The sequence below is a fragment of the Bradyrhizobium sp. USDA 4369 genome, from assembly GCF_054056435.1.
In genome coordinates, this window is record NZ_JBSRYH010000001.1 from 8,124,843 (window position 1) to 8,151,787 (window position 26,945).

The window sequence follows — 26,945 nt, forward strand, 5'->3', positions numbered from 1 at the left end:
CTGAATTCACGTCGGCGCAGCCGATCCGCATCGTTCACGACTTGACATCACGCCACAAAAACTCAGTTCGCATGATGCCCAACAAGCAAGACCCCGCCGCGCATCCGGCGCGCGGCGGATCATTGCTCTTTCGCCGGATCGATCCCTCAGAAGTTGAAGGTCGTGGAGACGAGATATGTCCGTGGTGCCCCCAGTGTGATCACGCCGCTATAGGCAGACGCCCAATAGGCTTTGTTGAATACGTTCTCGACGCTAGCCCGCACCACGATCGGCTTGCCGTTCCACGGCGAGGTGAACGTATAGCGGGCGCCCAGATCGACCCGGGTCCAGTCCGGCAGCGACAACGTATTCGCCTGATTGACGTATTGCGCACTTGTGTAGATCACCCGCCCCGTCAAAGTCAGGTCGCGCACGAACGGCGTATCCCATTCGGCCCCGAGATTCACCGCCAGTTGCGGAACACCGATGGCGCGCTTTCCGTCATAGGTCCCGTTGGTCGTCTTCTCCTGCACGGCGTGGATGTAGGTCGCGCCGCCCAGCACGCGGAACTCCGGCGTGATCTCGCCAAATATGTTGAACTCTGCGCCCCGATTTCGCTGCATGCCATCGAGTTGTTGCGTCGAGCTGCTCCCGCTGACGACCGTGATGGCGTTACGTTGGCTGATGTCAAACAGACTGGCGGTCGTCGTAATACGACCGAAGTCGACCTTGATGCCGGTCTCCGTCTGCTTGGTCGACGTCGGCGGGAATATGGTTCCGCCATTGGCAAACGTTCCGGGAACGACGACCGGCGTCTGCAATCCCTCGACGTAATTGGCATAGAGCGAGACGCGATCGACCGGCTTGACGATCACGGCATAGGCCGGCGTCCACACCGACGCGTCCTTGAAGGGCCTGCTGTTTGCCGCCGTCAGATAATCCGTCACCTCCGTGCCCGCCGTCTGACGTCGAGCGCCTACGACGAACTGAAGACGATCGTTGAACAGCGACATGGTGTCAGATACGCCGACGCTCCACAGATCAACTCCGGTCATCTGGTTGAGACGCACGTAATTGTAGTTTGGCGCAGGCGCGTTCACCGGCTCCGTATAGAGATTCCAGCTCGTCGAGATCGCCCCCGCCAATGCGGCTGTCGCCGCGCCGGGCCTGCTGACCGGCCAGAGGACGCGCTGATTATACGTCCGGTCAACGATCGAATAGCCAACATTGATGGCGTGGTTGACCGGTCCGGTATCGACCTTGATCCGGACGCCGGCTTCGCCAGCAAATGTCTCGTAGGTCTCCTTGCCCTGCCCTGGGACCGCCGACAAGGCGCCGGCGTTGGAGTTGAGGGTCGGCGAAGGATAGGAATAGTTGATATTGCTATCGTGGTACCCGAACGAGGCGTAGGCCGTGATGCGATCGCTGAGATCGACTTCGCCCTTCACGGTGGTGAAGAAATCGGTCGGCGCGTAATAGGCCCATGGCACCTGGAAATTCAGTCCGGCCTTTGGCGGGTCTGGGATCTGGGTGACGGCACCAACGCCAAAGAAGCGGAGCGGTGGCTTCAGATTGTCGGCCTGGTATCCGATGTCGACAGCCAGACGCGCGTTTTCGCCGCGGTAGTCGAGCCCAAGCGCCACGTTGCCCAGTTCGTCGGTCTGCCGGTTCCAGGGCGTGTTGCCGTTCGAATAGGAGCTGTTCAGCCTGACGCCCCACTCCTTGTGCTCGCCATAGCGGCGGCTGACGTCGATCTGCTCGCCGAATTGCGATTTGGAGGCGTAGGTTCCCGTCAGCTGCGTGATGTCGACATCGGGCGCGTGCTTGGTGATCAGGTTGACGCTGCCGCCCACCGCGCCACCGCTGGACGCACCGGTGCCGCCCACGGTCATGCCGTTGAGAAGTGCGCTCGGCCCCTTCAACAGCTCGACGCGTTCGATGAAGTTCGCCCCCGTCGAATAATAGGGCGCGATCCCGGCGAGCCCGTTCAGCGCATAGTCGCCGCTGTCGTAGAAGAAGCCGCGGATGAAGAGACCGTCGGCGCCGCCGCCGGCGGCCTGGGTCACCCGCACCGACGGGTCGTTGACGAGGACGTCGCGGATCGTGCGCGCCTGCTGGTTCTGGATCAACTGCGCGGTAAAGCTCGTCTGATTGAAGGGCGTGTTCATCACGCCGCGATTGCCGAGCAGTCCAAGTCCGCCGCCGCTCGCCACCTGCCCACCGGCATAGGGCGCCGGCGGCGCGCCGATCGTTCCGGTCGAGGGGGTGACATAGGGGACGGGAGCCGTCGCCGGCGGCGGGCGATTTCGGGTCTCGGCGCGGCGCTGGACGGTCCGGCTCGGCGATGCTTGCGAGCGCTGGACAGATTGTCGCGGCTTCTGCTTGGGCGCGTCCACCGTCACATCCGGCAATTGGGTTTGAGCAAAAAGCGGCCGTACTCCGCCCGAATCTAACGTCAACGCAATTGTGCTTACAGCAGTCAACAAGAACAAACGTCGGGCATTTCCGCCCGCATCGCGACAAGCCATTTTGACACCCCGTACTACCAAGTTCCACGCTGGTCCTTGGCGCTCCTAACACACGGGTATCCGGGGATGGCGTCGCCGATCATAGAACCCATCTAACGAACGACAGGTTTGACACGATCCACTCATCAAGTTTTTGCCGTCGCAGCAGAAATTCGGCGACTGGCTTTCGTTGAAGCTTTCTAAAGAAGCGCAACATCCTTCAAGCGAAGTCGCGACCGACGCATCGCATCGTCCGACTACAACTAACAGCATTCGGTCATATGGCGGGCTTTTTAACGGACAGCAACAACACGACCACGATCCCGCCACAGCGGCATCTGCTCCGATGTCGACCAGGCCTCGTAGTTCAAGCCTTCGGAGTGCTTCACGGTCGCGCGTGACCTCCGAGCGTCGCCGTCTCCCGCGCGCGTCAGGCCTGCTTGGCGCTCCGCTTCCAGGGCGCGCCATAGATCAACGACAGCAGGATCGGGACTGACAGGCCCAGCCAGCACAGACTGTCCCAGAGACCGTCACCGAACAGCCCGAATGCCAACCCCGCCGCGCTGACAACACTGATCATCAGCGGCGCCCGGAAGACCTGCCATGCCGAGCGTCGCGCGTCACCATCCGACGCGATCGCACTGCTCACCGGACCTTTCATGGCGAAACCACGGCCGGAGCCGTCGAACCAACAACGACAGCAGGCTTCTTCCTGCTGCCCCATCGTTTGGCGGTCCACAGATACAGGCCGCTGCTCAGCACGATGATGGTGATGATATCGAGCAGAGCCCAGATGATCTTCAGCGGCAGGCCGCCGTAATCACCGAAATGCAGCGGACGCGACAACTGCAGGGCGTAAAGATACCAGGCGACCGGCGGCGCCGTCAGCTTGGTATGATCCTGCGCGTCGACCATGACAGGCTGGAACATGCGCGCCGTGAGCGCCGTCCTGCCCTTGGTCCACACGATCAGATGCTGCGGACTGCCGAAACGGGCTGTCGTGGGCATCGTCACCGAGCTGACCCGCCGGTCCGGAAACGCCTGTCGGACCGCCGTCACAGCGGCATCGACAGCAGCCGATGTAGCGATCGGCTTGCCCTGATAGGGAGCGAGCAGCGCCGGCATGGTCCGCGCACGCCACAGATCTGACAGCGGTACGGCAAGCGTGTTGATCGTTCCGGTCAGCCCGACCGCGAGCGCCCAGCTGACCGTGACGATGCCGAGCAGATTATGCATGTCGAGCCATTTGACGCGCGACGAGCGGTCGCGGATCGTGCCAAAGTCGAGACGGCGCATGAAGGGCCAATAGACGACGATCCCCGACACGATCGAGACGACGAACACGAGCCCCATCAAGCCGAGGAACAACTCGCCCGGCAACCCGGTGAACATGTCGCGATGGATCTGCAGAATGATATCCATCACGTCCTGGTGCGGCGGTTCCTCGCCGAGCACAGCGCCCGTGCGCGCATCGACCGTGATGCGATGAAACTGGCCGGGAACGGGAATCGGGGTCGCTGACATCGCGACCGTGACCAGCGGCTCCGCCTCCTTGAGCGTGACAAACAATGCATGCTGGCCAGGCAATTGATTGCGCGCTGATTCGATCAAGCGATCGAGGGACAGCACAGGCGTATCCGCAGGCATCGGCGGCGCCACAATCGGGTGTTCCAGCAGCTCGTCGATTTCATGATGGAAGATCAGCGGCAACCCGGTCACGCAGAGCATGAGCAGAAAGACCATGCTGATCAGCGACGTCCACGTATGAATCTGCAGCCATATCCGGGTCGCACGCGCACTCACCATGCTTCACCACCACTTTCCAACGTCGCGACCTGCATCCGACAGGATCTGCTCGCTGCCGATGTCGCAACCACATCTCGCTGCTTCGATCTCGACTTCGCTCAAATACAATCGAGCCGGAAAGAGCCAAATACAATGCGAGCGGTCCCCCTGACGAGCGCGTGAGCTTCACCACGCTCCGGTGTACCATGACATCGAGTCCCAATGACCCGTCGGGCTAAAGCAGCCGTGGCGGCGACACCTATCGCGGCCGCAACGAGATCCCTATCTCGCCGATCGTCTTCCCTGCATCAAACGAATTCGACGGGACCGATGCTGGAATATCTTTAAGGTAGAGCACGAGCTGCGGCATGTCGGATCGTCGCGCAGCCGCAGATCGAGCGTCGACGTGGCGGCGATGCGGCCGAATATTGCAAGCCGTGCAGTTCGCCGCTCGAATGCCCTGCAGGACGTAGGCTCATCGTCCGACTGAAACAGGCGACAAACATGCCTCGCGCGCGAAAGCGACAGAACGCGGCACAGGTTCGGGATATGCCGCCATCACCGTTCAGAACGCCGTGGTGGTACGCAAGCCAAGCACGATCGCATCGCGGATGCGTCGCGTCTGGGTCGGATCGTTGGGATCGACGCTGCCGCCGCCGGGGTGCATGACATATTCGACGATCGGCTGCACCGCGACATTCGGCGTGACCTGGAACGAATAACTCGCCTCGAAAATCGCTTCGAAGTCGCGGATCGGCGTTGCAATCCCTGTGAACAGCTGCAGATCCTGATCGTACCGGCGGACGTCATGCGAGATCCGCGCATAGGTCGCGGCGATGCCGAATTTGTCATCGGGACGCGCAGCGCTGAAGCCGGTGACCTGGATGCCGCCATCGAGATAGAAACGGATGAGGTTGCGGTCGGACGGGCTGACCGACGTCCGGATGAACAGGCCGGCGCCCTTCGCTGGATCCAGGGGGCTGCGCGCCACGAGCTGCTCGAACACGCCGAACACACCCTGATTGCGACGCATCTGCGCCGGCTCGCCGGAGCTGAGCGGATCGGCAAGCGACCGGCCGCCGCTATCGAGATATTGGTGATCGAACGAGCCGAAATGATACCAGGCGCCGGCCGCGATCGTGCCGGGCAAGGCCGCGGCGCCAAGCTCGAACTTATACCTGACCTGGCCGACCACCCATGGCGGGTCCTGCACGCGGAACAGGGTGCCGTGCGGGTTCTTGAGCTGCGGATCGCCAGGTCCCGGCGGCGCCGCGTCGCCATCGAACACGGCGAGATAGCCGGTGATCCTGTCAGACAGCTGCGCCTTCACCCTGATGCCGGGCACCGCCAGTGGCGGCGACGGTCCGCCGCTCGGCAGAATGATGCCGGTGATCCCCGGCCATCCGAGCGCCGAATTGGCGAACAGGTCGTCATATTTGCTGTCGATGAATTCGACGTCGGATGGCTGCTGGCCGACCCGGATTTGCAGTCTGCCGCCGAGCAGCGCCTGCTCCACCCAGAATTCGTACAAGCGGCTCGCCGGCAGGGCTTCGACGCCGCTGACCAGCATCAGATTGCCGACATAGCTGCGCGACAGGCCGTCGCCATGAATCTGGAAGGCGTTGGCATGGAAGGTCGCGCCGCTCCAGCCGACGAGCTTCTCGAGGTCGATCGTCGCGCCGACGTCGAGACGACCGGTATAGATCGCGCCATGCCGGACGCCGCCGACGGGGTTGGCGAAGGTCTCGCCAATATAGGTGACGTTGAACTGCACGCCCCAATCGGCCAGCTGCTGGCGCACGTCCTTCTGCCCGGTCGCGCCGGTTCGATCCTGGGCGCGCGTCCCGAGCGGCAGCATCGTCGCCATCGACAGCGCCAGCGCACATGATGCGAGCCGACTTCTCACCAAGGTTCGGGCGGTCACGCGATGCTCGCTATCTGATCAGGCCGATGCGCTTCATCAGCCAGAACGCGCCGCCCGCCGTGAGGGCCATCAGCAGGACCGCCCACATGAAGCCGGTTTCGGTATCGGTCAGCGGCAATCCCTTGGTGTTCATGCCGAAGATGCCGGTGACCAGGGTCGGCGGCAGCAGCAGCGCGGTCAACACCGACAAGACGCGGAGGCTGTTGTTGGTCTGCTCCTCCATCTGCAGATGCAGCTCCTCCTGCAGCAGACGGCTGCGGTCGCGCAGTTCGACCACCATGTGGTCGAGACCGTCGAGCCGCTCGGCGAGACGACGGGTGCGCAGCTGCAGCGCCGGCTTGATCTCGGTCGGGGCATTTCGGTCGAAACGATGCAGCACGACACGCAGCTCCGACAGATGCCGGTGCACCCTGACGCAGGTCCGGCGCAGACGACCGAGCGCCGAGAGTTGATTTTCGCCGGCATTTGACAGCAGCTTCTCCTCGATCTCGTCGAGCTGCTGCTCGAAGCCGTCGATGATGTGCTCCATCCCCTCGGCGACGTTGTGGACGATCCGCTCGAACAGCACGGCCGCGCTCTGGGCGCGCTGGCCGCCTTCCAGCGCCCGTCGCGTCGCGTCCACCGCATGCAGCGCCTGATAGCGTCCGCTGACCAGCAGACGCTCTGTCATGACAAAGCGGAGCAGCGCCGTGTCCTCGGTGGATCCACCGATATCGCGGGCCAGGTCGGCGATCACGCCATGCACGCAGTCGTCGGAGCCGTGGAGCTGCTGATAGCTGTCTTTCGACAACAGCAGCGCTCGTGCCGCAGGCGGCAGCTCGGCGTTCGCCAGCCACTGCACGGCGCGCGCATCGGCGAGGTTGAAATGCAGCCAGTGCCATCCGTCATGACCGAGATGGAACGGCTCGTCATGCGCAAGCGGCTGGAGTCTGCCGTCCGCGGTGAAGCGGAAGGCCCACACCAGCCCCTCCAGGGGCGGCGCCGTCATCGCTGCGAGGGCCGCCCTGTCTGCGCGCATCGTCAGAAGATCCGGCTGAAGATGACGTAGAGCGAGCCCGACAGCAGGACCGCCGCCGGCAAGGTCAGGACCCAGGCCATCAGCAGGTTGCGCACCGTGGCCATCTGCAGGCCGGAGCCGTTGGCCGCCATCGTGCCGGCGACGCCGGACGACAGCACGTGGGTGGTCGACACCGGCAGGCCGAACACATCGGCCGCGCCGATCGTCGCGGCGGCGACCAGCTCGGCGGAGGCGCCCTGCGCATAGGTCAGATGCGATTTGCCGATCTTCTCGCCGACCGTGACCACGATGCGCTTCCAGCCGATCATCGTGCCCAGGCCCAGCGCGATCGCCACCGCGATCTTCACCCAGTTCGGAATGAACTTGGTGGCGCTGTCGAGCGAAGCCTTATAGGCGTTCAGCGTAGCGACCTCCTCCTTGTTGAGGTCGTTCTCCTTGTCCTTCATCAGGAAGCGGATCGCCTCCGAGGTCAGGTACATGTCGTTGCGGGTGTTGCCGACGGCTTCCGCCGGCACCTTGTTCAGCGAGCCATAGGTGCGGACCTGGTCGCCGACATCCTTCACCAGCACGGCGAGGGACGGATAGGTGCCCTCGTTGATCTTGCGCTGCGCGACGTAGAGAGTGACCGCAGGACGGGGATCGCCGATCACATTATGGCCGGCGGCCTTCGCTGCGATCACCTTGGAGGCGGCCTGCGAGGTCTCCTGGAATTTCGCGATCTGCGCCTCGGGGAGCGTGCGGTTCAGCGCATAGGCGGTCGGCACAGTGCCGATCAGGATCAGCATGATCAGGCCCATGCCCTTCTGGCCGTCATTCGAGCCATGGGCAAAGGAGACGCCGGTGCAGGTCAGGATCAGCAAACCGCGGATCCAGATCGGCGGCGGCTTCGGGCCTTCCGGAGCGGCGTAGAGCGCGGGGTTGCGAACGAGAAACTTGAGCAAATAGAGCAGCGCAGCGGCACAGATGAAACCGACCAGCGGCGACAGCAGCAGCGCATAGCCGATCTCGGTCGCCTTGCTCCAGTCCACGCCGGACGTGCCGTCGCGGCCGCGAAGGAGAGCATTCGCCACGCCGACGCCGATAATCGACCCGATCAGCGTGTGCGAGGACGAGGCAGGCAGGCCGAAATACCAGGTCCCGAGATTCCACACGATGGCGGCAATCAACAGCGCGAACACCATGGCGAAGCCGGCGCTCGATCCCACCTGCAGGATCAGCTCAACCGGCAGCAGGGAGACGATGCCGAACGCGACCGCACCGCTCGACAGCAGCACGCCGAGGAAATTGAAGAAGCCGGACCACATCACGGCGAACTCGGCCGGCAGCGAATGCGTGTAGATCACGGTGGCCACCGCATTGGCGGTGTCATGGAAGCCGTTGACGAACTCGAACCCGAGCGCGATCAGCAGCGCGACGAACAGCAGCATGTAAGGCAGGTATGTCGTCACCTTCACGCCGGTGGCGTCGACGTCGACATAGATGCTGTAGGCGACGAACAGCAATCCTGCGGCGAGGACGCCGAAGAAGAGGATCATCGTCAGCGGGTTGAAGCCCTTGTCGAGATTCGGCCGTCCGGCCGGCTGAATTGGCCGTTCGTCGCCGACCGATTGATTGACTGTGATTTCGGCCATGTCGCTCCCCATACCGCTCCACTTGGAGCCCCATAGTGGAACGAAGATTTGAAGCGTGGATGACATGCGCTCGCAACAGTGTGAGCGGATAACAAATGATCGGGTCAATAAGTCGTCACGGTCAGATCGTATAATGGTGCAGTCGTATCACGCTTGCGCTCCGTCGATCAGCAGGCGCAACAAAACGATGCAAATTTCGGCAACGGAGCGCAAAATGACCCAGACCATACGCAACAAGAGCTGGGCGGAGCTGCAGGTCGGCGACAACTCAGCGATCGAACGTACATGCGCGGTGCAGGACCTGATCCTGTTCGCCCATGTCTCCGGCAACACCAATCCGATGATGCTGCCGGACGGCAGCGCCGACCATGGTTCGAAAGAGGTCATTGCGCCGTCGATGTGGGTCGGATCGTTGATCTCGGCCGTGCTTGGCAACGTGATGCCCGGTCCGGGCACGCTGTATCGCTCGCAATCGCTTGATTTCAAGAAACGTGTGCATGTCGGCGACCGCCTGCGCATCACGGTGACCTGCTGCGAAAAGCGCGAGGCGCCGGTCGCGGTGTTTCGCGCCGAGATCACCGACCAGGCCGGCGATCTCGTCTGCACGGGGATCGCCGAGGTCGATGCGCCGACAGTGTCGATCGAGACGCCGGTGCGCGAGCTGCCGGCGCTGATCGTCGATCATGCCGATCATTTCGCCAAGCTGGTCGATCTCGCTGCGCAGCTGCCGCCACTCAAGACCGTCATCGTCTGTCCTGAAGACCGCAACTCGCTTGGCGGCGCCCTGCTCTCCACCGACCGCGGCCTGATCCACCCGGTGCTGATCGGTGATCCCGATCGCATCTCGGCCGCGGCGCGCGAGATCGAGGCCGACATCAGCGGCTGGACGCTGGTGCCGGAGACCGACCACCGTGCTGCCGCCGCCCGCGCCGTGGCGATGGTGCTGGCCGGCGACGCCCATGCGGTGATGAAGGGAGCGATCCATTCCGACGAGCTGCTGGCGGCGGTGGTGAAGAAGGATGGCGGGCTGCGCACCAATGGCCGGATCAGCCATGTCTTTGCCCTCGACGTGCCGACGCTGGACGAGATCCTGTTCATTTCCGACGCCGCCATCAACATCGCGCCCGACCTGATGGCGAAGGTCGACATCGTCCAGAATGCCATCGATCTGGCACGTGCCTGCGGGCTGGACCGGCCGCGCGTCGGCGTGCTGTCGGCGGTCGAGACCATCAACCCGAACATCCCCTCGACCTTGGACGCCGCGGTGCTGTCGAAGATGGCCGAGCGCGGCCAGATCAAGGGCGGCATCGTCGACGGTCCGCTGGCGATGGACAATGCCATCGACATGGAAGCTGCAAAGACCAAGGGCATCGCCTCGCTGGTCGCCGGCCATGCCAACGTGCTGATCGTACCGAACCTCGAGGCCGGCAACATGCTGGCCAAGGAGCTGACCTTCATCGCTCGCGCCGAGGCCGCCGGGCTTGTGATCGGCGCGCGCGTGCCGCTGATGCTGACCAGCCGAGCCGATAACGACCGCGCGCGGCTCGCCTCCTGCGCCCTCGCGCAGCTCTACAATCACTGGCGGCGCGAGGGCCGCGCCTTTGCCGGCTCGACTCAGGCGAAGGCGGCGGAGTAGCCGATGACCGACACCATTCTGACCATCAATGCCGGTTCGTCCTCGATCAAGTTCGCGGCCTATGAGATCGCAACCGCCGCGCTGCGCCCGCTGGCCAGGGGACATATCGACGACATCGGCGACGACACGACGTTCACGGCCGGTCCGGCCGACGGTCCAGCCGAGCGACAGCCGATCGATGCGCCCAAGGGCGCGATCGATCACCGCTCTGCGTTGGAGCTCGCCGTCGATTGGCTGCGCCGGCATGAGGACGGCTGCCATGTCGTGGCCGTCGGCCATCGCGTCGTGCATGGCGGGCCGGATCATGCCGAGCCGGTGGTGATCGACGACGGCATGTTGCAGCGCCTGCGCAAGTTGGTGCCGCTGGCCCCGCTGCATCAGCCGCATAATCTTGCCGGGATCGCCGCGGCGCTGCATGCGTTTCCCGACGCCGCGCAGGTGGCCTGCTTCGACACCGCGTTCCACCGCCAGCACCCGTTCATCGCCGACACGTTCGGACTGCCGCGGCGGCTCTATGATGAAGGCGTGCGCCGCTACGGCTTTCACGGCCTGTCCTACGAATATGTCTCGCGCCGGCTGCGCAGCGTGGCCCCCGGGCTGGCGTCGGGGCGCGCGATCATCGCGCATCTCGGCAATGGCGCCTCGGTCTGCGCGCTGCACGACGGCCGCTCGGTCGCCTCCACCATGGGCTTCACCGCGCTCGACGGCCTGCCGATGGGCACCCGCTGCGGCCAGCTCGATCCCGGCGTCGTGCTCTATCTCCTGACCGAGAAGGGCATGAGCGCCGACGAGATCACCCATCTCCTGTATCACGACTCCGGACTGAAAGGCCTGTCGGGCGTCTCCAACGACATGCGCGAGCTCGAGGCCTCCGACGCGCCGGCAGCGCGCGAGGCGATCGACTATTTCGTTGCGCGCGTGCGCCGCGAGATCGCCGGGCTCGCGGCCACTATCGGTGGCGTCGATGCCATCGTGTTCGCCGGCGGCATCGGCGAGCATGCCTTTCGCGTGCGCGAGCAGATCCTCGGCGACATGGGCTGGCTCGGCGTCAGCCTCGACCGGGACGCCAACGCGCGCAACGCGCAGACCGTGAGCCTGCCGGACTCCCGCGTCGCCGTGCTCGTCATTCCGACCGATGAAGATCGCATGATCGCCGAGCACACCGCCGAGATCCTGGGCCTGATGCACAGCCCCGCGAACTCGACGCGCCTGACAGCCTGACCGAAGGGACCGTCAATGTCTTCCCCCTACAGCCCCGCGACCGCCCTCGCCCGCAGCTTCGGCGCAGCCGGCATCACCACGACCCAGACGCAACGCGTTTCGCAGAGCCTCAGCCGGCACCTTGACAAGTTCGCCCGCGAGCATGGCAAGCGGGTGCAGGACCTGATCAGCGAGAGCGCCGGCTTGACACGGTCATTCAGCAGCGCCGCGCAAGGCAATCTATTCGACCAGGCCCGTGACTATTGGATTGACGCAGGCCAGCGCATGGTCCTGACGCTGGACGTGCTGCGCGAGCGCGCCGACAATGATGCCCGACACGAGGCCGCGGGGACTCCGCCGGTGCTGATCTACGACCATGAGGTCGCGCTCGATGGCCGCAGCCTGGGCCGTCCGGTCAACTACATGCTGCTGAAGATCCTGCCGCCGGCCGGCGTGGTCACCTACGACTGGAAGCGTCCGTATGTCATCATCGATCCTCGCGCCGGCCATGGCGCGGGGATCGGCGGCTTCAAGCAGGACAGCCAGGTCGGCGTCGCCCTGCATGACGGCCATTCCGTCTATTTTGTCGTGTTCAGGCCGCATCCGGAGCCCACCCAGACGCTCGCCGACGTCATGCGCGCCGAGGCGGAGTTCATCGCGGAGGTCCATCGCCGCCATCCCGAGGCGCCGAAGCCGATCATCGTCGGCAATTGCCAGGGCGGCTGGGCGACCCTGATCCTGGCAGCGGCAAATCCCGACATCACCGGGCCGCTGGTCGTCAACGGCGCGCCGGTCGCCTATTGGTCCGGACGGCTCGGCGAGAACCCGATGCGCTACAATGGCGGCCTGCTCGGCGGCATTCTGCCGGCGCTGATGCTGTCCGATCTCGGCGGCGGCGAGTTCGACGGCGTGCACCTCGTCTCCAACTTCGAGTTGCTCAATCCCGGCCGCAACTATTTCGGAAAGTATTTCGACCTCTATGCCGATCCGGAGAAGGGCCGCGCGAGCTTTCTCGAATTCGAGCGCTGGTGGGGCGGCTTCCATTTCATGAACGAGCAGGAGATCCGCTGGATCGTCGAGCAGCTGTTCATCGGCAACCGGCTGTCGCGCGGCGAGGCGCGCATCGAGCGCGGCCGCCAGCTCGATCTCAAGGCGATCCGCTCGCCGATCATCGTATTCGCGAGCTGGGGCGACAACATCACGCCGCCGCAGCAGGCGCTGAACTGGATCGTCGACACCTATGCCGACGAGCACGAAATCCGCATCCGCGGTCAGCGCATCATCTACATGGTGCATGACAAGGTCGGCCATCTCGGCATCTTCGTATCGTCCTCGATCGCGAAGAAGGAGCACACCGAGGTCGCCTCGACGATGAAGACGATCGAGGCGCTGGCGCCCGGTCTCTATGAGATGACGATCGACGAGCAGATCGGTGAAGGCATCGCCGCGCGCTTCCACGTGTCGTTCCATGAGCGCAAGATCTCCGACATCCTGGCGATCGACGACAATGACCGCAGCGAGGAGCGCGGCTTTGCCGCAGTCGCGCGCCTGTCCGAGCTCGGCGCAGAGCTGTACGACCTCACCGCGCGTCCGCTGGTGCAGTCGATGGTGACCGATGAAATGGCCAAGCTGATCAGCGACGCGCATCCGGCACGCCTGATGCGCCGCGGCTTCGGCGGCGACAATGCCATGGCCCACACCATCCGGAACGCAGCGGATGAGGCCCGCGCGGCACGGAAGACGGCAGAACCGTCGAATCCGTTCCTGGCGCTCGAGCAGTTCTGGGCCAAGAGCGCGGTGCAGGCGTTCGACGTGTTCCGCGACATCCGCGACAGCCTCTACGAGGCCACGTTCCTGTCGATCTACAGCTCGCCGCTGATGGATGCGATCGCCTCGACCCACGCCTTCCAGCGGGTTCACCGCGAGCCCAAGGAGTTGCGCTTCCTCCCCGAGGTGCAGGCAATCCTGCTCGGCATCGCGCGCGGCGGCTTCGAGGAAGCGGTCATCCGGATGCTGGTCCTGCTCGCGGACTCCCGCGGCTCGGTCCGCCGCGACCGGCTGGAGCGTTCCGCCAAGGTGCTGACCAAGGACGAGCCGTTTGCCTCGCTGGGCGCCGAGCGCCGCGCCGCGCTGATCCGCGAGCAATCGATCATCGTCGAGTTCGAGCCCGACCAGGCTGTTGCGACCCTGGTCGAGCTGCTGCCCGATGTCGACGACCGCAATCGCGCCATCGACGTCGTCGAGTTCATCGCAGGCAGCGCCGAGGACATGGAGCCGAACACGATCCGCACCCTGCAGCGGCTGCGCGAGGCGCTCGGCCTGCCGCCGCTGGCGCTGGCCGCCGTAGCGGCCGATCCGCTCAAGGAAAACGGCGCGATCCGCGACGTCGCCTGACAGGAGAGTACGATGCCGGACAACGCTCGCTCGCCCGACCCGCTGCCGATCGTCTGGAATCCCGACGACCGGATCGGCGACATGCTGAAGGGGCGGCGCGGCCTCGTGCTCGGCGTGGCCAATGAGAACTCGATCGCCTTCGGCTGCGCCGCCAAACTGCGCGCCTTCGGCGCCGAGGTGGCGCTCACCTATGCGGACGACCGCACCCGCGGCTTCGTCGCGCCACTCGCCGAGCACATCGGCGCCGGCATGCTGCTGCCGCTGAATGTCGAGCAGCCGGGCGAACTGGACGCGGTGTTCGAGCGCATCAAGCGCGAATGGGGCCGGCTCGATTTCGTCGTGCATTCGATCGCGTTCGCGCCGAAGGCCGATCTGCACGGCCGCGTGATCGATTGCTCCGCTGACGGCTTTGCCCGCGCGATGCGGATCTCGGTCCATTCGTTCCTGGAGCTCGCGCGTGCCGCCGAGCCGCTGATGACGGCGGGCGGCGCACTGCTGACGATGAGCTATTACGGCGCCGACAAGGTCGTGAACCACTACAACATCATGGGCCTCGCCAAGGCCTCGCTTCAGGCCGCCGTGCGCTATCTCGCCGCGGAGCTCGGCGAGAAGAACATCCGCGTCTATGCCGTCTCCCCCGGCCCGCTGCAGACCCGCGCCGCCAGCGGCATCGCCCATTTCGACGAGCTGATCGAGGCCGCCATGAACCGCAGCCCGGGACACCGCCTGGTCGACATCGCCGAGATCGGCCGGGTGGTCGCGTTCCTCGTCGGCGGGGGCGCCTCTGGCATGACCGGCGACACGATCTATGTCGACGCCGGGCTGCACAATATCGCGTGAGCATCGGCCGCGCTGATCTCGGTCGCAATTCATCGGCAAAAGCAAGCTACCGCGCGGGCCGCCCCAAGCGGCATCAGCGCATCCCCCTCCGACGCTCAGGCTTCTGCCCGCTCATCGAGTTGCTGCCAGAGCAGATGGCCGCGATAAGCGTGCGAGACCCGGCCTTGCGGCGAGATCGCGTAGAGATGCAGCCAGTGATGGTCGACGAGCTCGCGCACGATGTCATTCTTCGCGATCACGCCGTTGATCGCCTCGAGCGGGGCCTCGATCAGAACCGTGAGGCGCAGCGGCTCGTGGACGAAGCGGCTGCCGTCATGCACGGACTGCCAGGGCAGCCCGACCTTGAGGTCGCCGGCATTGCCCTCGAGCACGCCGAGCGTGCCCACGACATTGTGCAGCACCTTGTTGCCGGCGCCGAACGCGGCATTGTTGACCGTCGAGCCATAGTATTGAAGGTTGATCCAGCTCGCCACCACCATCGGCGCGGTCATGATCAGCTGCAGCGTGCCGAAGTCCTTGTCCTGGCGCCAGTCGTAATCATGCAGGAAGCTGCGGCCACCGAGATCGATTCCTCTGGTGCGGATGCGCGGCGCCGCGATGAAGCTGGCATTGCCGGCCAGGCCCCATTCCGGCCTGACCTGGGCCCAGTCGCGGCTTCGCGTCACCACCTGCTGCTCCGTCGCCGCGCCGCGAGCTATGCCGAGCAGCGCCGCGCGCTCGAGCCGCGTCAGCGAGGTTGCCTTGGCCAACAGCGCCCGCAGGCGCCGCAGGTCGTCGGCGTGAGACGCGGGCAGTTGCTCGATGTCAAACAGCCTGATCTCGTCGGTCGTGGTGTCGTGCAGGCAGCCGAGGAAGACGGTGTCGTCCGGAATGTCGATGCCGCGCTGGCGCAGCGCGACGCGAACGTCGCGATCGTTGAGGATGGCCGCCGCGACCCGCGCATTGGCCTCGCCAGTATGTCCGCCACAGGCGCCGCAGTCCAATCCTGACGCATGCGGATTGTTGACCGTCGTGCTGCCATGGCCCGTCAGCATCACCAGGCGCGCGAACGGTCCGGTCATCGACATCGCCCGCAGCACCGCCTCGGCCATCGCGACCCGCTGAGCCGGATCGAAGCCGGTGGCGCGACCGCCGACCGGGCGCGGCTCGATGCGTGGGCCAAGCCTGCCGATGAGGTCGTCGTCCAGCCCGTCAGTGTTCGGGTCGTGCACGGTGCGGGTCACCGCAAGGCTGTCGCTGAGGATCTTGCCGGCGAACAGCAGCCCCGCCGTCTCGACATAGATGAACGACGACACCGCCGACAGCTTGAAGGACTTCCAGGCCTTCCTGACGCGGCGGCGCAGCAGGCGCATGACCAGGATCTCGGAGTCCTCCTCCTCGGACGTTCCGCCGACGGCCTCGCATACCGTGAATTGCGGCCGCAGCAGCACCGGGCAATGAGCGCGGCCGGTGACATGACCGATCGGCACGAACTCGATCGGGAAGCCGAAGAAGCCGGCGAATCCGACGGTCTCGACGCCGTCGCCGACTGACTCCATAGTCCGCCGGTACACCTCGGAACGCACGTCGATGCAGAACGCGGCCTGCACCGCCGGCCGCGCGCCGGCGGTGCGCGCCGCGGGCGCCCCGGCGAGACGATCGAGCAGGCGGCGTCGGAACGCGATCTCAAAGGCTTCCTGCAGCACCACGTTGATGCAGAAGTCGGGATCGCCGCCGAGCTGATCGTCGAGCGGCGGCAGCGCCGCCTGCTCCATCGCGCGGCGCCAAGCCTCGCGGAACGCCGTGTCCGTGCGTTGCGCAAACAGCGTGTAGCCCCACACCACGCGGATCGCCAGCAGCTGCTCCAGCGTGTCATCGCGATCGCCGGCGAGCTCGTGGTTCCACATCAGGTAGCGCGCATAGGCGGCCCAGCCGCCGATCTCGAGCAGCGCCTGGTGCAGATAATCCTCGACCGCACGTGCGGGAATGCCGAGCCGTTCGACCACCGTGGCAATGGCGGCGACGTAGTCGTCGGGCATGTCGGCGACCAGGGCGCGGAACCGCGCAATGCCCATCATCTCCGGACTACGGTCGTAGCGCACCCAGGCGCGCCAGGCCGCATAGGGGCGCAGCCCGCGCGCCGGCATCCGCCACACCGACTGGCCCTCGTCGAAATAGGCGGCGCACCAGCGCGAGATCTCGTCGGTCATGAACGCGGTGCGCGCCACATGGCGATCGCCGGCCGCGAGCTCATTGAGCACTTCGGCCACTGTCGCGACCACCGCCGGAGGCTTGCGCGCGATCCGGTCGTTGTCAGCGAGCTTGAGCAGTTCCGCGGCCTCGGTCGGCAGACGCCAATCCGCAGGCGCGGCGGCAAGCGCCGCCGCGAGATCCGCCGTTTCGATCGTGCCGTTGCGAATGGCCTCGCGGTAGAACGCCCGCGGCATCAGCGTATCGATGCGGGCGACCCGATGCAGCATGGCGCAGGTCGCGTGGAAGCTGCGGTCGCTGAAGCCCAGGAACGGGTTGACGGCGACGAAGTTCTTGAGCGGCCACACCGGCGCGATACGGCGGCAGGCGCGTTCGATGGCGTGTCGCAGCAGCGGCGTCGGGGCCAGGACGGCGGCCGGCGCCTCACGGTCGATCACATCGCTCATGGGTGTTCCCTCAGCACGATTGGAAGACGAACGGGGACGGATGTCGGCGCCGGCCCGGGCCAGTAATGCAGCACGAGACGGTTGGTGATCGTGTTGACGTAGAAGCCGTTGGCGACATGGACGTACAGCGCCTGCCAGCGCGGCTCCGTCGCGTGCTTGGGCACCATGCCCTGCAGGAAGGTGACGGTCGCGAAGGACAGCACGATCAGCGCGACGATGGCGATGCCGAGCGGCCCACGCAGCGCCTCGGTCTTCGGCAGCGCGCCCGCGAACATCTGCTCGGCGACGAGTTGCAGGCCGAAATAGGCCGCCGCGACCACGGCCGCGAGCGCCAGCGTGCGCACGACGACATAGGCATTCGGCCGTTCGTCGATGCCGTTGGCGACGAGGTGGATCAAGCCGAGCAGCAGCACCGCGCCGAGCGCGAACACGCCGGGCTGGCGGGCCGGCGTCGCCCCGGTCAGCACGCTGAACAGCAAGGTCACCAGCAACACGCCGGCGATCGAGAAGATCAGCCGGAACGGGTGCGGCTTGCCGCCGGGGCTCGGCGTCCAGGACGCGCGGGCGATGTCGATGACGCTGCCCGAGGACAGGAAGGCATGTGCCTTGTAGAGCGAGTGCGCGACGATGTGCAGGAGCGCGGCCGCGAATGCGCCGAGGCCGCATTCCATCATCATGAATCCCATCTGCGCGATGGTCGACCAGGCCAGCGAGACCTTGATCGAGGTCTGCGTCAGCATCACCACCGAGCCGAACAGCGCGGTGAAGCCGCCGATCACCGCGAGCAGATCCATTGAGGTGAGCGACAGCGAGATGACATCGGTGAAGCGCAGCACCAGGAAGCCGCCGGCATTGATGATGCCCGCATGCAGCAGCGCGGAGACCGGGGTCGGCGTCTCCATCACCTCGATCAGCCAGCCATGCACGGGGAACTGGGCCGACTTCAACAGGCCGGCGAAAACCATCAGCACCGCCGCGATCTGGACGCCGAGCGGTATCGCGCCGTGCCCGCGCATCGCCTGGGCGGCCGAGAACATGCTCTCATAGTCGAGGCTGCCGAACGCCGCGTAGAGCAGGAGCATCGCCGCGACCAGGAACAGGTCGCCGAGCCGGCTGGCGAGGAACTTCTTGCGCGCCGCGATCACCGCCGCCGGCCGCTCGGCGTAGAACACCAGGAGTCGATGCAGCGCCAGGCTGGTGGCCGACCAGGCCAAGGTGAACTGCAGGAGATTGCCCGAGATCGCCAGCGTCAGCACCGCGGCCAGGGTCAGGCACATCAGGCGGATGAAGCGGATCTGGCCGGGATCTCCATCCATGTAGGTGAAGCTGTAGCGCAGCACGATGGCGCCGATGAACGACACCAAGCAGAACATCGTCGCGCTGACGCTGTCGAGATAGAGGCCGAAGCCGATGCCGCTGATGGCCAGCGCCGGCGTATGCAGCGCGCCCGAGGTCGCCACCCCGATTGCGGTGACGAATGCTGCTGCGCCGGCGACACCGGAGGCCATCGCGGCCATCCGGTTCACGGCCTGGTACGATAGGTCCGGCTTGATCGCGGGCGCGAGAGAGGCGGCCAGCAGTGCCGCAGGGCCGGACATTGCAAGCCAGAGCGAGGAGATCATCATGTCAGGACTCCCGTTGTCGCAGGAAAACGAGATGTGTCACGGGCGGCGGTCGCGGCGGGCTTGAACAGCGGCAGCTCCGCAGCTGTGAGATCGGCCTGCAGCATCGTCAGGCCTGCCCGCCGGTTGTTTGCCACGAGCAAGAGCGGCGGCGTCTCGATCGCGAAATCGGCGTCGCGCTGCGCGGCGAGCGCACGATCTCTGGCATCGTCACAGGCAACGCCCCAGAGCCGCACGGACGGCCGCGCCGCGCTGCGCCGCAGGGCGACGGAACAGGCGAACGCGCCATGCGCACCGGCGCGCTGCGCTTCGAGCGCAGATCCTTGCAGCAGTACGCGCGGCCCGGCATGCGCGACCGCAGCGATGATCCTCCGCGTCAGCGCGATCCGCTGGTCGGGGGCGTAGCGTTGCGCCCGGATGACGATCAGGCCGGCGCCGCGACCGCATGCCGCGACGGCCGCCGCAGCGGCGCGCGCCGGATCGTCGTGATCGACCACGGCCAGCAACTGTGGCAGGCCAAGCGCGAACATCGCGCGGGCATTGCTCGGCAGCAGCGGTGCCACGCCGGGTGCAGCCGGGTCGACCCAGGCGAGGCGCTGACCTTCCCGGCCGGCCGGCGTGCCGCGCCAGCGCTCGACACGGAAGATATGCAGGCGCACCCGCTTGGTCGGAAACGCATGCATGTAGCAAAGCCACGGGCGGAGCGCGGTGGCGCGGATGCCGGTCTCCTCGTCGAGCTCGCGCACCGCGGCGGCGGATGCGCTTTCGCCGCTGTCGATCTTGCCGCCGGGCAGTTCCCAGAACCCCGCCGCCATCTGCCGCGTCGTACGCTCGGCGAGCAGCACGTGGCCGCGATCGTCTTGCACGACGGCAACAGCGACCTCGATCACCGGCGAGCTCATCGCGCGCGGCCGCTGCGCGGCGTGGTGGGACGACAGGCCGATCATGGCCCGGTCCAGGCCGCGGCGAGCACCGCGGCGCGCCGCGCATAATCGATTTCGGCCGCCCCCGGCGCCGCGCCGTCGCGGCCCCGCAGGGTAATGTTGACGAAGGTGCGGGCAAAGCCGAGATCGGGGAACAGACGCGTCTCCTCGGACAGCACGGCCAGGCCATCCAGGAACTCGCGCGTCTCTGCGTAGGATTTGAACTCATAGCGACAGAACAAGGATGGCGGCTGGCTCACGGCCTTCCACGCCTCGGGCAGTTCGATGGTGGGCTGCATTTCTCGCCTCCGTGATCAACAAGCGGCTGTCGGCGTCATTGCGCAGCGACTTCATCGCTCAGCAGTTCGCCTTGCGGATAAAGCGGCAGGATGTGCTCGACCTCGCTGTGCGGGCGAGCGATGATGTGCGCGGCCGCGAGCCCGTCGCCGACGCGCTCGCAGGCATCGGCGCCGGCGCGCACCGCGGCGTTGACCGCACCGGTCTCGCCGCGCACCATCACCGTGACATAGCCGCCGCCGACGAACTGCCGGCCGATCAGCCGCACCTCGGACGCCTTCGTCATCGCATCCGCCGCCTCGATCGCCGGCACGAGGCCGCGTGTCTCGATCATGCCCAGCGCTATCCCGAACCGCTCGCTTGCCATCTCTCTCTCCTGTCCGATCTTGCTGTGAGGGGAATTCAATTCATCACGTCGTTATCGGCACGCGTCTGCCGCATGCCGTGGCGGCGGCGAAGCGCGCGACGATGTCGGCGCTATTCCGCTGCGGGAATGCGCGCCAGGCTCTGGTCCTCGAGGCGGGTCATGCCGGGCTTCGGCAGCACGTGCTCGACCTCGATATGCGGGCGGGCGATGATATGCGCCGCGGCCAAGCCATCACCGACCCGCTCGCAGGCATCGGCGCCGGCCCGCACCGCGGCGTTGACCGCACCGGTCTCGCCGCGCACCATTACCGTGACATAGCCGCCGCCGACGAACTGCCGGCCGATCAGCCGCACCTCGGACGCCTTCGTCATCGCATCCGCTGCCTCGATCGCCGGCACCAGGCCGCGCGTTTCGATCATGCCCAAGGCAATTCCCATCTTCTCGGTTGCCATCAGTGCTCTCCTCCGCTTGCTCTGCTGTTGATGGTTCAGTCGGTCGTCCGCTGGTCAGGCGCGCCAGCGTTCCTCGCTCCAATCGTCGATGATCCCGCCGATGGTGAGATCGGTCGTGATGTTCGGATTGCCCGCGGCTGCGCGCGCCGCCGAGTAGCCGATGGTGATGACGTAATCGCCCGGCTTGGTGCCGATCGGATCCACCACCACGTCCAGATTGCCGGCGGGGTCCTCGACCACGCGCAGCGATTTCGACGCGAGCCAGAACACCCGCTTGGTGGTGACGAGGTCGCGCACGACACGGCTAATCTGCATTGGCGGCCACCTTCTGCGCCGCCCGACCGGCCGGATCGTCCCAATAGTCGATGATGCCGACAATGGTCAGGTCGCTCGGAAAATCCTTGCTGCCGGCGGCGTCGCGCGCGGCCGAGCTGCCGACCGCAATCACCCAGTCGCCGGGCTTGCAGCCGACAGGATCGACCGCGACCTGCTTGGCGCTGCTGCCGCGCTCCTTGACCACGAGCAGCCGCCGGTTCAGCAATCCCGGAATGCGCGCGGTGGCGACCAGCGTGCCTTCCACTTGGCAGATCTTCATGGGTGGGCCTCCGGTGGAGCGTCGCCATGCGACGCCGTCAGATCGATCGGGGTGAGCGCGCTGCCATCCGCGGCACGCACCACAGCCGCAACGATGAGTTCGCCGCGCGCGGCGAGCGCCGCATGACGCGCCAGGATCGCGGCCGCCAGCCGCCGGGCCTGCTGCTCCGCAGCGACCGCGGCGCCGGGAATGCGCGGATCGAAGCGGATATGCGCCAACACCGGCACCGGCAGGTGCTGCGGCGCGTGATGCGTGCGCAGAATGCGAATGCCGACATCGAGATCGGCGGCGCCCTCCTCCACGGTGCGCATCTGCGCCTGGAATGCGAGATTGCGCAGCTGCACATCGTCGACGGGATCGCCGACCACGATCAGGCGCTCGGTATGCCCGGCATCGGCGTAGCGGCCGCGGTGCCAGTCGCGCACCGCCTCGACCTGGCCGATATTGTTCTTCAGGAGATAGCCGCAGAACCAGCGCATGCCCTCGGTCTCGACATCGTCAGCCGTCACGCCAGCGCAGCCCGCCACCGCATCACGGATCGCCTCCTTGGCGTGCTCGCGCGGCAGGTGCGCGGTGGCGTCGTACAGCATCGCGCTGCCGGCGTGGCGCAGGATGTCCACCCGCCCGGCCGCGTCGGGCACGTGGACACGGATCGCATCGGTGTCGGTGTCGACGCCGATCAGCAGCGTCGCCACCGCACAGCGCGCGCCGTGCAGCGTGCGCATCGCCTGCTCGAACTGGTTCAGCCGCTCCAACAGCGTGCCGGCGGCGCGCGCATCGTCGCTGCCATGCGCGGCGCAGCCTTCGTGCCGCGGCGCGATGCTGCTGAAATGATAGACGCCGATCTTGAGGAAGCGCGTCGGCGCCTCGGCGGCGTTCGGCGTGCCGTTGCGCCAGCGCTGCAGCTCGACGCTTTCCCAGTGCCGCACGGACTGCGCGACGTCGAACATCGCGCCGGCATGGGATTCGCGGAAAGCGACGATGCTCGGCGGCACCCGCAGGATGTAGTCGGTGACGCCGCTCAGCCGGCCGTCGGCGCAGGGCGTGATGTCGATCGCATGGAAGCCCCAGCGGCGGATCAGCGCATCCGCCGGCTCGCCGTCAACGAGATGCGACAGCCCGCGATCGAAGGCGCGCTCGATCAGGCGGCAGAACGTGCCGAGCACGCAGCGCGCATGCAGCGTGCGCAGGTCGAGCGGCGCGGTCCAGCTCGCCACCAGCGCAGCGGGCGGAATGTCGAGCTGCAGCCGCGCATGCAGCGTCGCCGCGGCATGCGCGGCGAAATCAGGCGCGAACTGGCGCGGCGCCAGCTCCTGCAGCGTCGGCGCGATCGCGCCGAAGGCGGCTTCGATCTCGTCGGCCCGGCGACGCAGCGTCTGGCTGACGGTGCGGTCGGCGAGCGGATGGCGTCCCGCCTCAGGCTCGCTGGGGCGTGCCGGCCATCCGTCCCAGCCGCGCGGCGGCGGGCGATGGCGTGGTCCAGCCGCGGCGGCGCGGCGCGCCGCATGGAGTGCTGTCCCTCTCAACTTTGCGCTCCCCCGGATAGCGTGACGCGGGCGCCGGTCTTGGAGAAATAGCCGAACATCCCGGTCACGAGCTGTTTGGCCTCCTCGTGAGACGCCTGCTGCTTGAACCTGGCTGCGCCGGCAAACGGCTTGGCGCGCGGGCCGCGCTCGCTCGGATTGCGCGCGGCGGCGAAGGCGCCTTCGGTGCCGGTGACGCGCGACTGTTCGCTCCAGGCGTCACCGGTGACATGGCCGTGGCTGATGCCTTCGCCCGTGAGGCGGCCATGCCCGGCCATGTCGCCGGCCTGCCGCAGCCGCGGCCGGCCGGCGAATTCGAGATTGCCGGTCACCTTGCTGCCGCCGGCTGCGAACGCGCCGGTGATGCGCTCGCTCGCTGCTGCTGTGGCCGTTCCGGCCGCGCGCAGTTGCGCGGCACGTTGGGGCGAGCGGATCGAGAAGCGCTGGCCGATGGCGTCGACCGAGATCGCCGCATCCGCCGTCGTGCCGCGGCTGTCGGCGCGGTAATACGGCGTGCCGGTGATGTCACGCGTGGACCCGCGCGCCGTACCGGTGACGCCTTGATCCGGCCGCGGCGTGTCGCCGGTGACGGCCGCCGCCGATGCGCGGCGCTGCCGGCGCGCGGCAGCCTCGGGCTCCGCCCACTGCGCCGCCGTCGCCGGTCCCTGGTACTGGCTCCCGGTCAGCAGCGTGGCTGCGGCCGGTGCGTCACCGGTCACGCGCGAATGGTGCTCGACATCCGAGCCGGTGATGCGCTGTCCGCCCCAGCTCTGCGCCACCGCCACCTTGGATCGCGCGGCGGCTCCGGGTGGCACGCCCCAGCGGTTGAGATGCTGCACGCCGGTGACCTGTCGGCCACCGGCAACGACGTCGTCGCCGGTGATGCGCGGCGAGCAGCCAGGCGAGCCGCCGGTGACGGGTTGCCCCAGTTCAGTCATCTCCATGCGCGGCGGCCGCACGCGCTGACGCGCGCCGCGAGCGGCCATCGGCGCCGGGCGGCGCGTCAGATCGTCGTCGGGCGTCTGCTCGACCTCGCCGGTGATCGTCACGCCATGTCCGGGCTCGTCGCCGGTGATCGTCACGGCGCTGCGCGTCAGCGTGCCGGACACGACGAGTCCGCCGGCGGTGCGCGACAGCCCGACCTTGGCTGCACCGCCGGCGCAGGCCGCGCCGGAGCTCGGCCCGAAATACGCCGTCCCCGACACCGGCTGCCGGCCGCCGCGCAGATCACCGGTGATCTGACCGCCGTAGCCGACGCTGCGGCCGGTGACACGCTGGCCGCCCTGGGTGTCGGATTCGGTCACCTTCGGCACGTAGCTGCGCGGGCGCTCGCGCACCGTCCGCGGTGGTGACGGCGGTTCGACCTCGATCTGGCTGGCCGGCGTCACCATCGCGGTACCGGCTTTCAGCGCCTGCTTGCCGCCGGCCAACAGACGACGGCGCTGCATCGCCAGGGATCGTCCCGACAGGCTCGTGCTGGAGATCGCCGCCGGCACAACCGCCGTCGCCGACGCGACAGATGACGCGACAGATGCAGGCAGCGCGGCTTCACCACTGCCCGGCTCGGGCAACGAGGCACTGCGGAAGCCGTCACGCACCCGCTGGCTTGCGGGCGGCAGCGCGGTCTTGCCGGCGGCGAGGGCCGCGCGGCGCGCCATCGACGCGGCGCGGCCGGATGATGAGGATGGAGCGGACATGGCGCGACCTCTAGCGTCCGCCGGCGCGGTAGACGATGAACGCGGTGCCCTGCGACTGCGCGTAGTTGTCGTAGCCGATCAAGCGCACATGCTGGCCGGGATTGGCGCGATGACAGGCTTCGAGCTCGCCGAGGATGCGCTCGATCGAGCGCTCGCCGAACATCGGCAGCTTCCAGAGATACCAGAAGCTCGACATCGATTTCTCCGGCTCGGTGTGCTCGATCGCCGGATTCCAGTTCTGCGAGATCAGATAGGCGATGTTCTTGCGCAGCCGGTCCTGGGTCATCGGCGGCAGATAAGAGAAGGTCTCGCCGCGGCGCTCCGCGGACTTGTAGGCGACGGCTTCGGACATGGAGGTTCCCTGGCGTTTTCAATGACGCGTGATCGAGACAGCGATGGACGGAGGTGGGCTTGCCGGTTCAGGCGTTGACCACGCGCAGCATCGGACCGGTATCGAGCTTGTCGACGACGTCGAACTCGAACTTGATTTCCTTCCAGGTCTCCATCGCGATCTTCAGCTCGGGCGAGTGCTGCGCGGCCTCGGTGAGGATCTCGCGGCCCTCGCGCTCGACCGGACGGCCCTGGTTGCGCGCCTCGACACAGGCTTCCAGCGCCACGCGATTGGCGTGCGCGCCGGCGGCATTGCCCCAGGGATGACCGAGCGTGCCGCCGCCGAACTGGAAGCAGGCGTCGTCGCCGAAGATCGCGGTCAACGCCGGCATGTGCCAGACATGGATGCCGCCCGATGCCACCGGCATCACGCCCGGCATCGCGCCCCAATCCTGATCGAAAAAGATGCCGCGGGCACGGTTCTCCGGCACGAAGGGCTCGCGCATCAGGTCGACCCAGCCGATCGTCGCCTCGCGGTCCCCCTCGAGCTTGCCGACCACCGTGCCCGAATGCAGGTGATCGCCGCCCGACAGGCGCAGGCACTTGGTCAGGACACGGAAGTGGATGCCATGCATCGGATTGCGATCGAGCACGGCGTGCATCGCGCGGTGGATGTGCAGCAGCATGCCGTTCTCGCGGCACCAGTTCGCCAGGCCCGTATTGGCGGTGAAGCCGGCGGTGAGGAAGTCGTGCATGATGATCGGCGCGCCGAGCGATTTGGCGAATTCGGCGCGCTTGTACATCTCCTCCGGCGTCGGCGCGGTGACGTTGAGATAGTGCCCCTTGCGCTCGCCGGTCTCCGACGTCGCTTTATGCACGGCCTCCATCACAAACTCGAAGCGATGCTGCCAGCGCATGAACGGCTGGCTGTTGATGTTCTCGTCGTCCTTGGTGAAATCGAGTCCACCGCGCAGACATTCATAGACGGCGCGGCCGTAATTCTTCGCCGACAGGCCGAGCTTGGGCTTGATGGTGCAGCCGAGCAGCGGACGTCCATATTTGTTCAGCCGGTCACGCTCGAGCTGGATGCCGTTCGGCGGCCCGCCGCAGGTCTTCACATAAGCGAGCGGGAAGCGGATGTCCTCCAAGCGCAGGCTGCGCACCGCCTTGAAGCCGAAGACGTTGCCGACCAGCGAGGTCAGCACATTCACGACAGAGCCTTCCTCGAACAGATCGATCGGATAGGCGATGAAGGCGTAGAACGCATTGTCGTCGCCGGGAACCGGCTCGATGCGATAGGCGCGCCCCTTGTAATAGTCGAGATCGGTCAGCAGGTCTGTCCAAACCGTGGTCCAGGTGCCCGTCGACGACTCGGCTGCGACAGCGGCAGCAGCTTCCTCGCGCGGCACGCCGGCCTGCGCGACAATCTTGAAAACCGCCAGAAGATCAGTATCGAGCGGAACATAATCCGGCGTCCAATAGGTCTTGCGATATTCTTTGACGCCGGCCTGATAGCTCTTCTCTGCCATGCCATCCTCCCTCTCGCTGTTCGTTGACGACAGAAAAACATCGATGGCCGCGAAATAACA

General features: G+C 66.5%; 22 protein-coding genes. 4 read left to right on the top strand and 18 right to left on the bottom strand.

Features of this window, described 5'->3' with window-relative positions:
- Window positions 1–146: 146 nt before the first annotated feature.
- The 6 genes from ACVIJ6_RS36820 to ACVIJ6_RS36845 all read right to left on the bottom strand — a co-directional run bounded on the left by ACVIJ6_RS36820 (window position 147) and on the right by ACVIJ6_RS36845 (window position 8,844).
- Entirely contained in the window at window positions 147–2,507 is a 2,361-nt protein-coding gene (locus ACVIJ6_RS36820) for a TonB-dependent receptor (protein WP_456776771.1), read from the bottom strand.
- Between the two features lie 409 nt (window positions 2,508–2,916).
- Window positions 2,917–3,135, bottom strand: a complete 219-nt coding sequence (locus ACVIJ6_RS36825; protein ID WP_456776772.1) for a hypothetical protein — start codon at window positions 3,133–3,135, stop codon at window positions 2,917–2,919.
- A gap of 8 nt (window positions 3,136–3,143) precedes the next feature.
- The gene (locus ACVIJ6_RS36830) at window positions 3,144–4,292 is read right to left on the bottom strand and encodes a PepSY-associated TM helix domain-containing protein (RefSeq protein WP_456776773.1); all 1,149 of its coding nucleotides are present in this window, start codon (window positions 4,290–4,292) and stop codon (window positions 3,144–3,146) included.
- A 544-nt stretch (window positions 4,293–4,836) separates the two neighbouring features.
- Entirely contained in the window at window positions 4,837–6,195 is a 1,359-nt protein-coding gene (locus tag ACVIJ6_RS36835; RefSeq protein WP_456776774.1) for a carbohydrate porin, read from the bottom strand.
- A gap of 10 nt (window positions 6,196–6,205) precedes the next feature.
- Window positions 6,206–7,213: a transporter gene (locus tag ACVIJ6_RS36840; protein WP_456776775.1), complete on the bottom strand. Its 1,008-nt coding sequence runs from the start codon at window positions 7,211–7,213 to the stop codon at window positions 6,206–6,208.
- 2 nt (window positions 7,214–7,215) lie between these two features.
- Window positions 7,216–8,844 (bottom strand): inorganic phosphate transporter, encoded by a 1,629-nt coding sequence (locus ACVIJ6_RS36845; RefSeq protein ID WP_456776776.1) that lies wholly within the window; start codon window positions 8,842–8,844, stop codon window positions 7,216–7,218.
- Between the two features lie 214 nt (window positions 8,845–9,058).
- Between ACVIJ6_RS36845 and ACVIJ6_RS36850 the strand changes: the two genes are divergently transcribed.
- From ACVIJ6_RS36850 to fabI, 4 genes are read left to right on the top strand one after another with little or no spacing between them, the layout of a single operon-like run.
- Window positions 9,059–10,480 (top strand): bifunctional enoyl-CoA hydratase/phosphate acetyltransferase, encoded by a 1,422-nt coding sequence (locus ACVIJ6_RS36850; RefSeq protein WP_456776777.1) that lies wholly within the window; start codon window positions 9,059–9,061, stop codon window positions 10,478–10,480.
- A 3-nt stretch (window positions 10,481–10,483) separates the two neighbouring features.
- Window positions 10,484–11,701 (top strand): acetate/propionate family kinase, encoded by a 1,218-nt coding sequence (locus tag ACVIJ6_RS36855; RefSeq protein WP_456776778.1) that lies wholly within the window; start codon window positions 10,484–10,486, stop codon window positions 11,699–11,701.
- Between the two features lie 15 nt (window positions 11,702–11,716).
- Window positions 11,717–14,074, top strand: coding sequence for a DUF3141 domain-containing protein (locus tag ACVIJ6_RS36860; RefSeq protein ID WP_456776779.1), 2,358 nt, complete (start codon window positions 11,717–11,719; stop codon window positions 14,072–14,074).
- 12 nt (window positions 14,075–14,086) lie between these two features.
- Window positions 14,087–14,914 carry an enoyl-ACP reductase FabI gene (fabI, locus tag ACVIJ6_RS36865; RefSeq protein WP_456776780.1) on the top strand — a complete coding sequence of 276 codons (828 nt, stop codon included), beginning with the start codon at window positions 14,087–14,089 and terminating at the stop codon, window positions 14,912–14,914.
- 95 nt (window positions 14,915–15,009) lie between these two features.
- Here the strand turns inward: fabI and ACVIJ6_RS36870 are convergent, their stop codons facing one another.
- The 12 genes from ACVIJ6_RS36870 to ACVIJ6_RS36925 form a co-directional block, all read right to left on the bottom strand.
- Window positions 15,010–17,550 carry a YbcC family protein gene (locus tag ACVIJ6_RS36870; protein ID WP_456776781.1) on the bottom strand — a complete coding sequence of 847 codons (2,541 nt, stop codon included), beginning with the start codon at window positions 17,548–17,550 and terminating at the stop codon, window positions 15,010–15,012.
- On the bottom strand, window positions 17,547–19,175 hold the full coding sequence (locus ACVIJ6_RS36875) for an NADH-quinone oxidoreductase subunit L (protein ID WP_456776782.1): 1,629 nt from the start codon (window positions 19,173–19,175) through the stop codon (window positions 17,547–17,549). The genes ACVIJ6_RS36870 and ACVIJ6_RS36875 overlap by 4 nt, the downstream gene beginning before the upstream one ends.
- The gene (locus ACVIJ6_RS36880) at window positions 19,172–20,119 is read right to left on the bottom strand and encodes an NUDIX domain-containing protein (RefSeq protein WP_456776783.1); all 948 of its coding nucleotides are present in this window, start codon (window positions 20,117–20,119) and stop codon (window positions 19,172–19,174) included. The genes ACVIJ6_RS36875 and ACVIJ6_RS36880 overlap by 4 nt, the downstream gene beginning before the upstream one ends.
- The gene (locus tag ACVIJ6_RS36885) at window positions 20,116–20,394 is read right to left on the bottom strand and encodes a hypothetical protein (RefSeq protein WP_456776784.1); all 279 of its coding nucleotides are present in this window, start codon (window positions 20,392–20,394) and stop codon (window positions 20,116–20,118) included. Before ACVIJ6_RS36885 ends, ACVIJ6_RS36880 begins: the two co-directional genes overlap by 4 nt.
- A 35-nt stretch (window positions 20,395–20,429) precedes the next feature.
- Complete coding sequence (locus ACVIJ6_RS36890) at window positions 20,430–20,726, bottom strand: BMC domain-containing protein (protein WP_011925335.1); 297 nt, start codon at window positions 20,724–20,726, stop codon at window positions 20,430–20,432.
- A 143-nt stretch (window positions 20,727–20,869) separates the two neighbouring features.
- Window positions 20,870–21,178 (bottom strand): BMC domain-containing protein, encoded by a 309-nt coding sequence (locus tag ACVIJ6_RS36895; protein WP_283813086.1) that lies wholly within the window; start codon window positions 21,176–21,178, stop codon window positions 20,870–20,872.
- Between the two features lie 87 nt (window positions 21,179–21,265).
- A complete protein-coding gene (locus tag ACVIJ6_RS36900; protein ID WP_008961423.1) occupies window positions 21,266–21,526 on the bottom strand; it encodes a carboxysome peptide B in 261 nt (86 codons plus the stop codon).
- Window positions 21,516–21,806 carry a carboxysome peptide A gene (locus ACVIJ6_RS36905; RefSeq protein ID WP_456776785.1) on the bottom strand — a complete coding sequence of 97 codons (291 nt, stop codon included), beginning with the start codon at window positions 21,804–21,806 and terminating at the stop codon, window positions 21,516–21,518. The genes ACVIJ6_RS36900 and ACVIJ6_RS36905 overlap by 11 nt, the downstream gene beginning before the upstream one ends.
- Complete coding sequence (locus tag ACVIJ6_RS36910; protein ID WP_456776786.1) at window positions 21,803–23,332, bottom strand: carboxysome shell carbonic anhydrase; 1,530 nt, start codon at window positions 23,330–23,332, stop codon at window positions 21,803–21,805. The genes ACVIJ6_RS36905 and ACVIJ6_RS36910 overlap by 4 nt, the downstream gene beginning before the upstream one ends.
- The gene (locus ACVIJ6_RS36915; protein ID WP_456776787.1) at window positions 23,329–25,026 is read right to left on the bottom strand and encodes a CsoS2 family carboxysome shell protein; all 1,698 of its coding nucleotides are present in this window, start codon (window positions 25,024–25,026) and stop codon (window positions 23,329–23,331) included. Before ACVIJ6_RS36915 ends, ACVIJ6_RS36910 begins: the two co-directional genes overlap by 4 nt.
- Before the next feature lie 10 nt (window positions 25,027–25,036).
- Complete coding sequence (locus ACVIJ6_RS36920; RefSeq protein WP_456776788.1) at window positions 25,037–25,378, bottom strand: ribulose bisphosphate carboxylase small subunit; 342 nt, start codon at window positions 25,376–25,378, stop codon at window positions 25,037–25,039.
- Window positions 25,379–25,445: 67 nt separating this feature from the next.
- Window positions 25,446–26,885: a form I ribulose bisphosphate carboxylase large subunit gene (locus ACVIJ6_RS36925; RefSeq protein WP_012042812.1), complete on the bottom strand. Its 1,440-nt coding sequence runs from the start codon at window positions 26,883–26,885 to the stop codon at window positions 25,446–25,448.
- Window positions 26,886–26,945: the final 60 nt, after the last annotated feature.

Excerpts from the sequence above, each read along its gene's own strand:
- ACVIJ6_RS36905 (WP_456776785.1), bottom strand. The coding sequence starts at position 21,806 with ATGAAGATCTGCCAAGTGGAAGGCACGCTGGTCGCCACCGCGCGCATT.
- ACVIJ6_RS36830 (WP_456776773.1), bottom strand. The coding sequence starts at position 4,292 with ATGGTGAGTGCGCGTGCGACCCGGATATGGCTGCAGATTCATACGTGG.
- ACVIJ6_RS36885 (WP_456776784.1), bottom strand. The coding sequence starts at position 20,394 with ATGCAGCCCACCATCGAACTGCCCGAGGCGTGGAAGGCCGTGAGCCAG.
- ACVIJ6_RS36915 (WP_456776787.1), bottom strand. The coding sequence starts at position 25,026 with ATGTCCGCTCCATCCTCATCATCCGGCCGCGCCGCGTCGATGGCGCGC.
- ACVIJ6_RS36900 (WP_008961423.1), bottom strand. The coding sequence starts at position 21,526 with ATGCAGATTAGCCGTGTCGTGCGCGACCTCGTCACCACCAAGCGGGTG.
- ACVIJ6_RS36855 (WP_456776778.1), top strand. The coding sequence starts at position 10,484 with ATGACCGACACCATTCTGACCATCAATGCCGGTTCGTCCTCGATCAAG.
- ACVIJ6_RS36820 (WP_456776771.1), bottom strand. The coding sequence starts at position 2,507 with ATGGCTTGTCGCGATGCGGGCGGAAATGCCCGACGTTTGTTCTTGTTG.
- ACVIJ6_RS36875 (WP_456776782.1), bottom strand. The coding sequence starts at position 19,175 with ATGATGATCTCCTCGCTCTGGCTTGCAATGTCCGGCCCTGCGGCACTG.
- ACVIJ6_RS36860 (WP_456776779.1), top strand. The coding sequence starts at position 11,717 with ATGTCTTCCCCCTACAGCCCCGCGACCGCCCTCGCCCGCAGCTTCGGC.
- ACVIJ6_RS36870 (WP_456776781.1), bottom strand. The coding sequence starts at position 17,550 with ATGAGCGATGTGATCGACCGTGAGGCGCCGGCCGCCGTCCTGGCCCCG.
- ACVIJ6_RS36925 (WP_012042812.1), bottom strand. The coding sequence starts at position 26,885 with ATGGCAGAGAAGAGCTATCAGGCCGGCGTCAAAGAATATCGCAAGACC.
- ACVIJ6_RS36895 (WP_283813086.1), bottom strand. The coding sequence starts at position 21,178 with ATGATCGAAACGCGCGGCCTGGTGCCGGCGATCGAGGCAGCGGATGCG.
- ACVIJ6_RS36920 (WP_456776788.1), bottom strand. The coding sequence starts at position 25,378 with ATGTCCGAAGCCGTCGCCTACAAGTCCGCGGAGCGCCGCGGCGAGACC.
- ACVIJ6_RS36880 (WP_456776783.1), bottom strand. The coding sequence starts at position 20,119 with ATGATCGGCCTGTCGTCCCACCACGCCGCGCAGCGGCCGCGCGCGATG.
- ACVIJ6_RS36845 (WP_456776776.1), bottom strand. The coding sequence starts at position 8,844 with ATGGCCGAAATCACAGTCAATCAATCGGTCGGCGACGAACGGCCAATT.
- ACVIJ6_RS36850 (WP_456776777.1), top strand. The coding sequence starts at position 9,059 with ATGACCCAGACCATACGCAACAAGAGCTGGGCGGAGCTGCAGGTCGGC.
- fabI (WP_456776780.1), top strand. The coding sequence starts at position 14,087 with ATGCCGGACAACGCTCGCTCGCCCGACCCGCTGCCGATCGTCTGGAAT.
- ACVIJ6_RS36840 (WP_456776775.1), bottom strand. The coding sequence starts at position 7,213 with ATGCGCGCAGACAGGGCGGCCCTCGCAGCGATGACGGCGCCGCCCCTG.
- ACVIJ6_RS36890 (WP_011925335.1), bottom strand. The coding sequence starts at position 20,726 with ATGATCGAGACACGCGGCCTCGTGCCGGCGATCGAGGCGGCGGATGCG.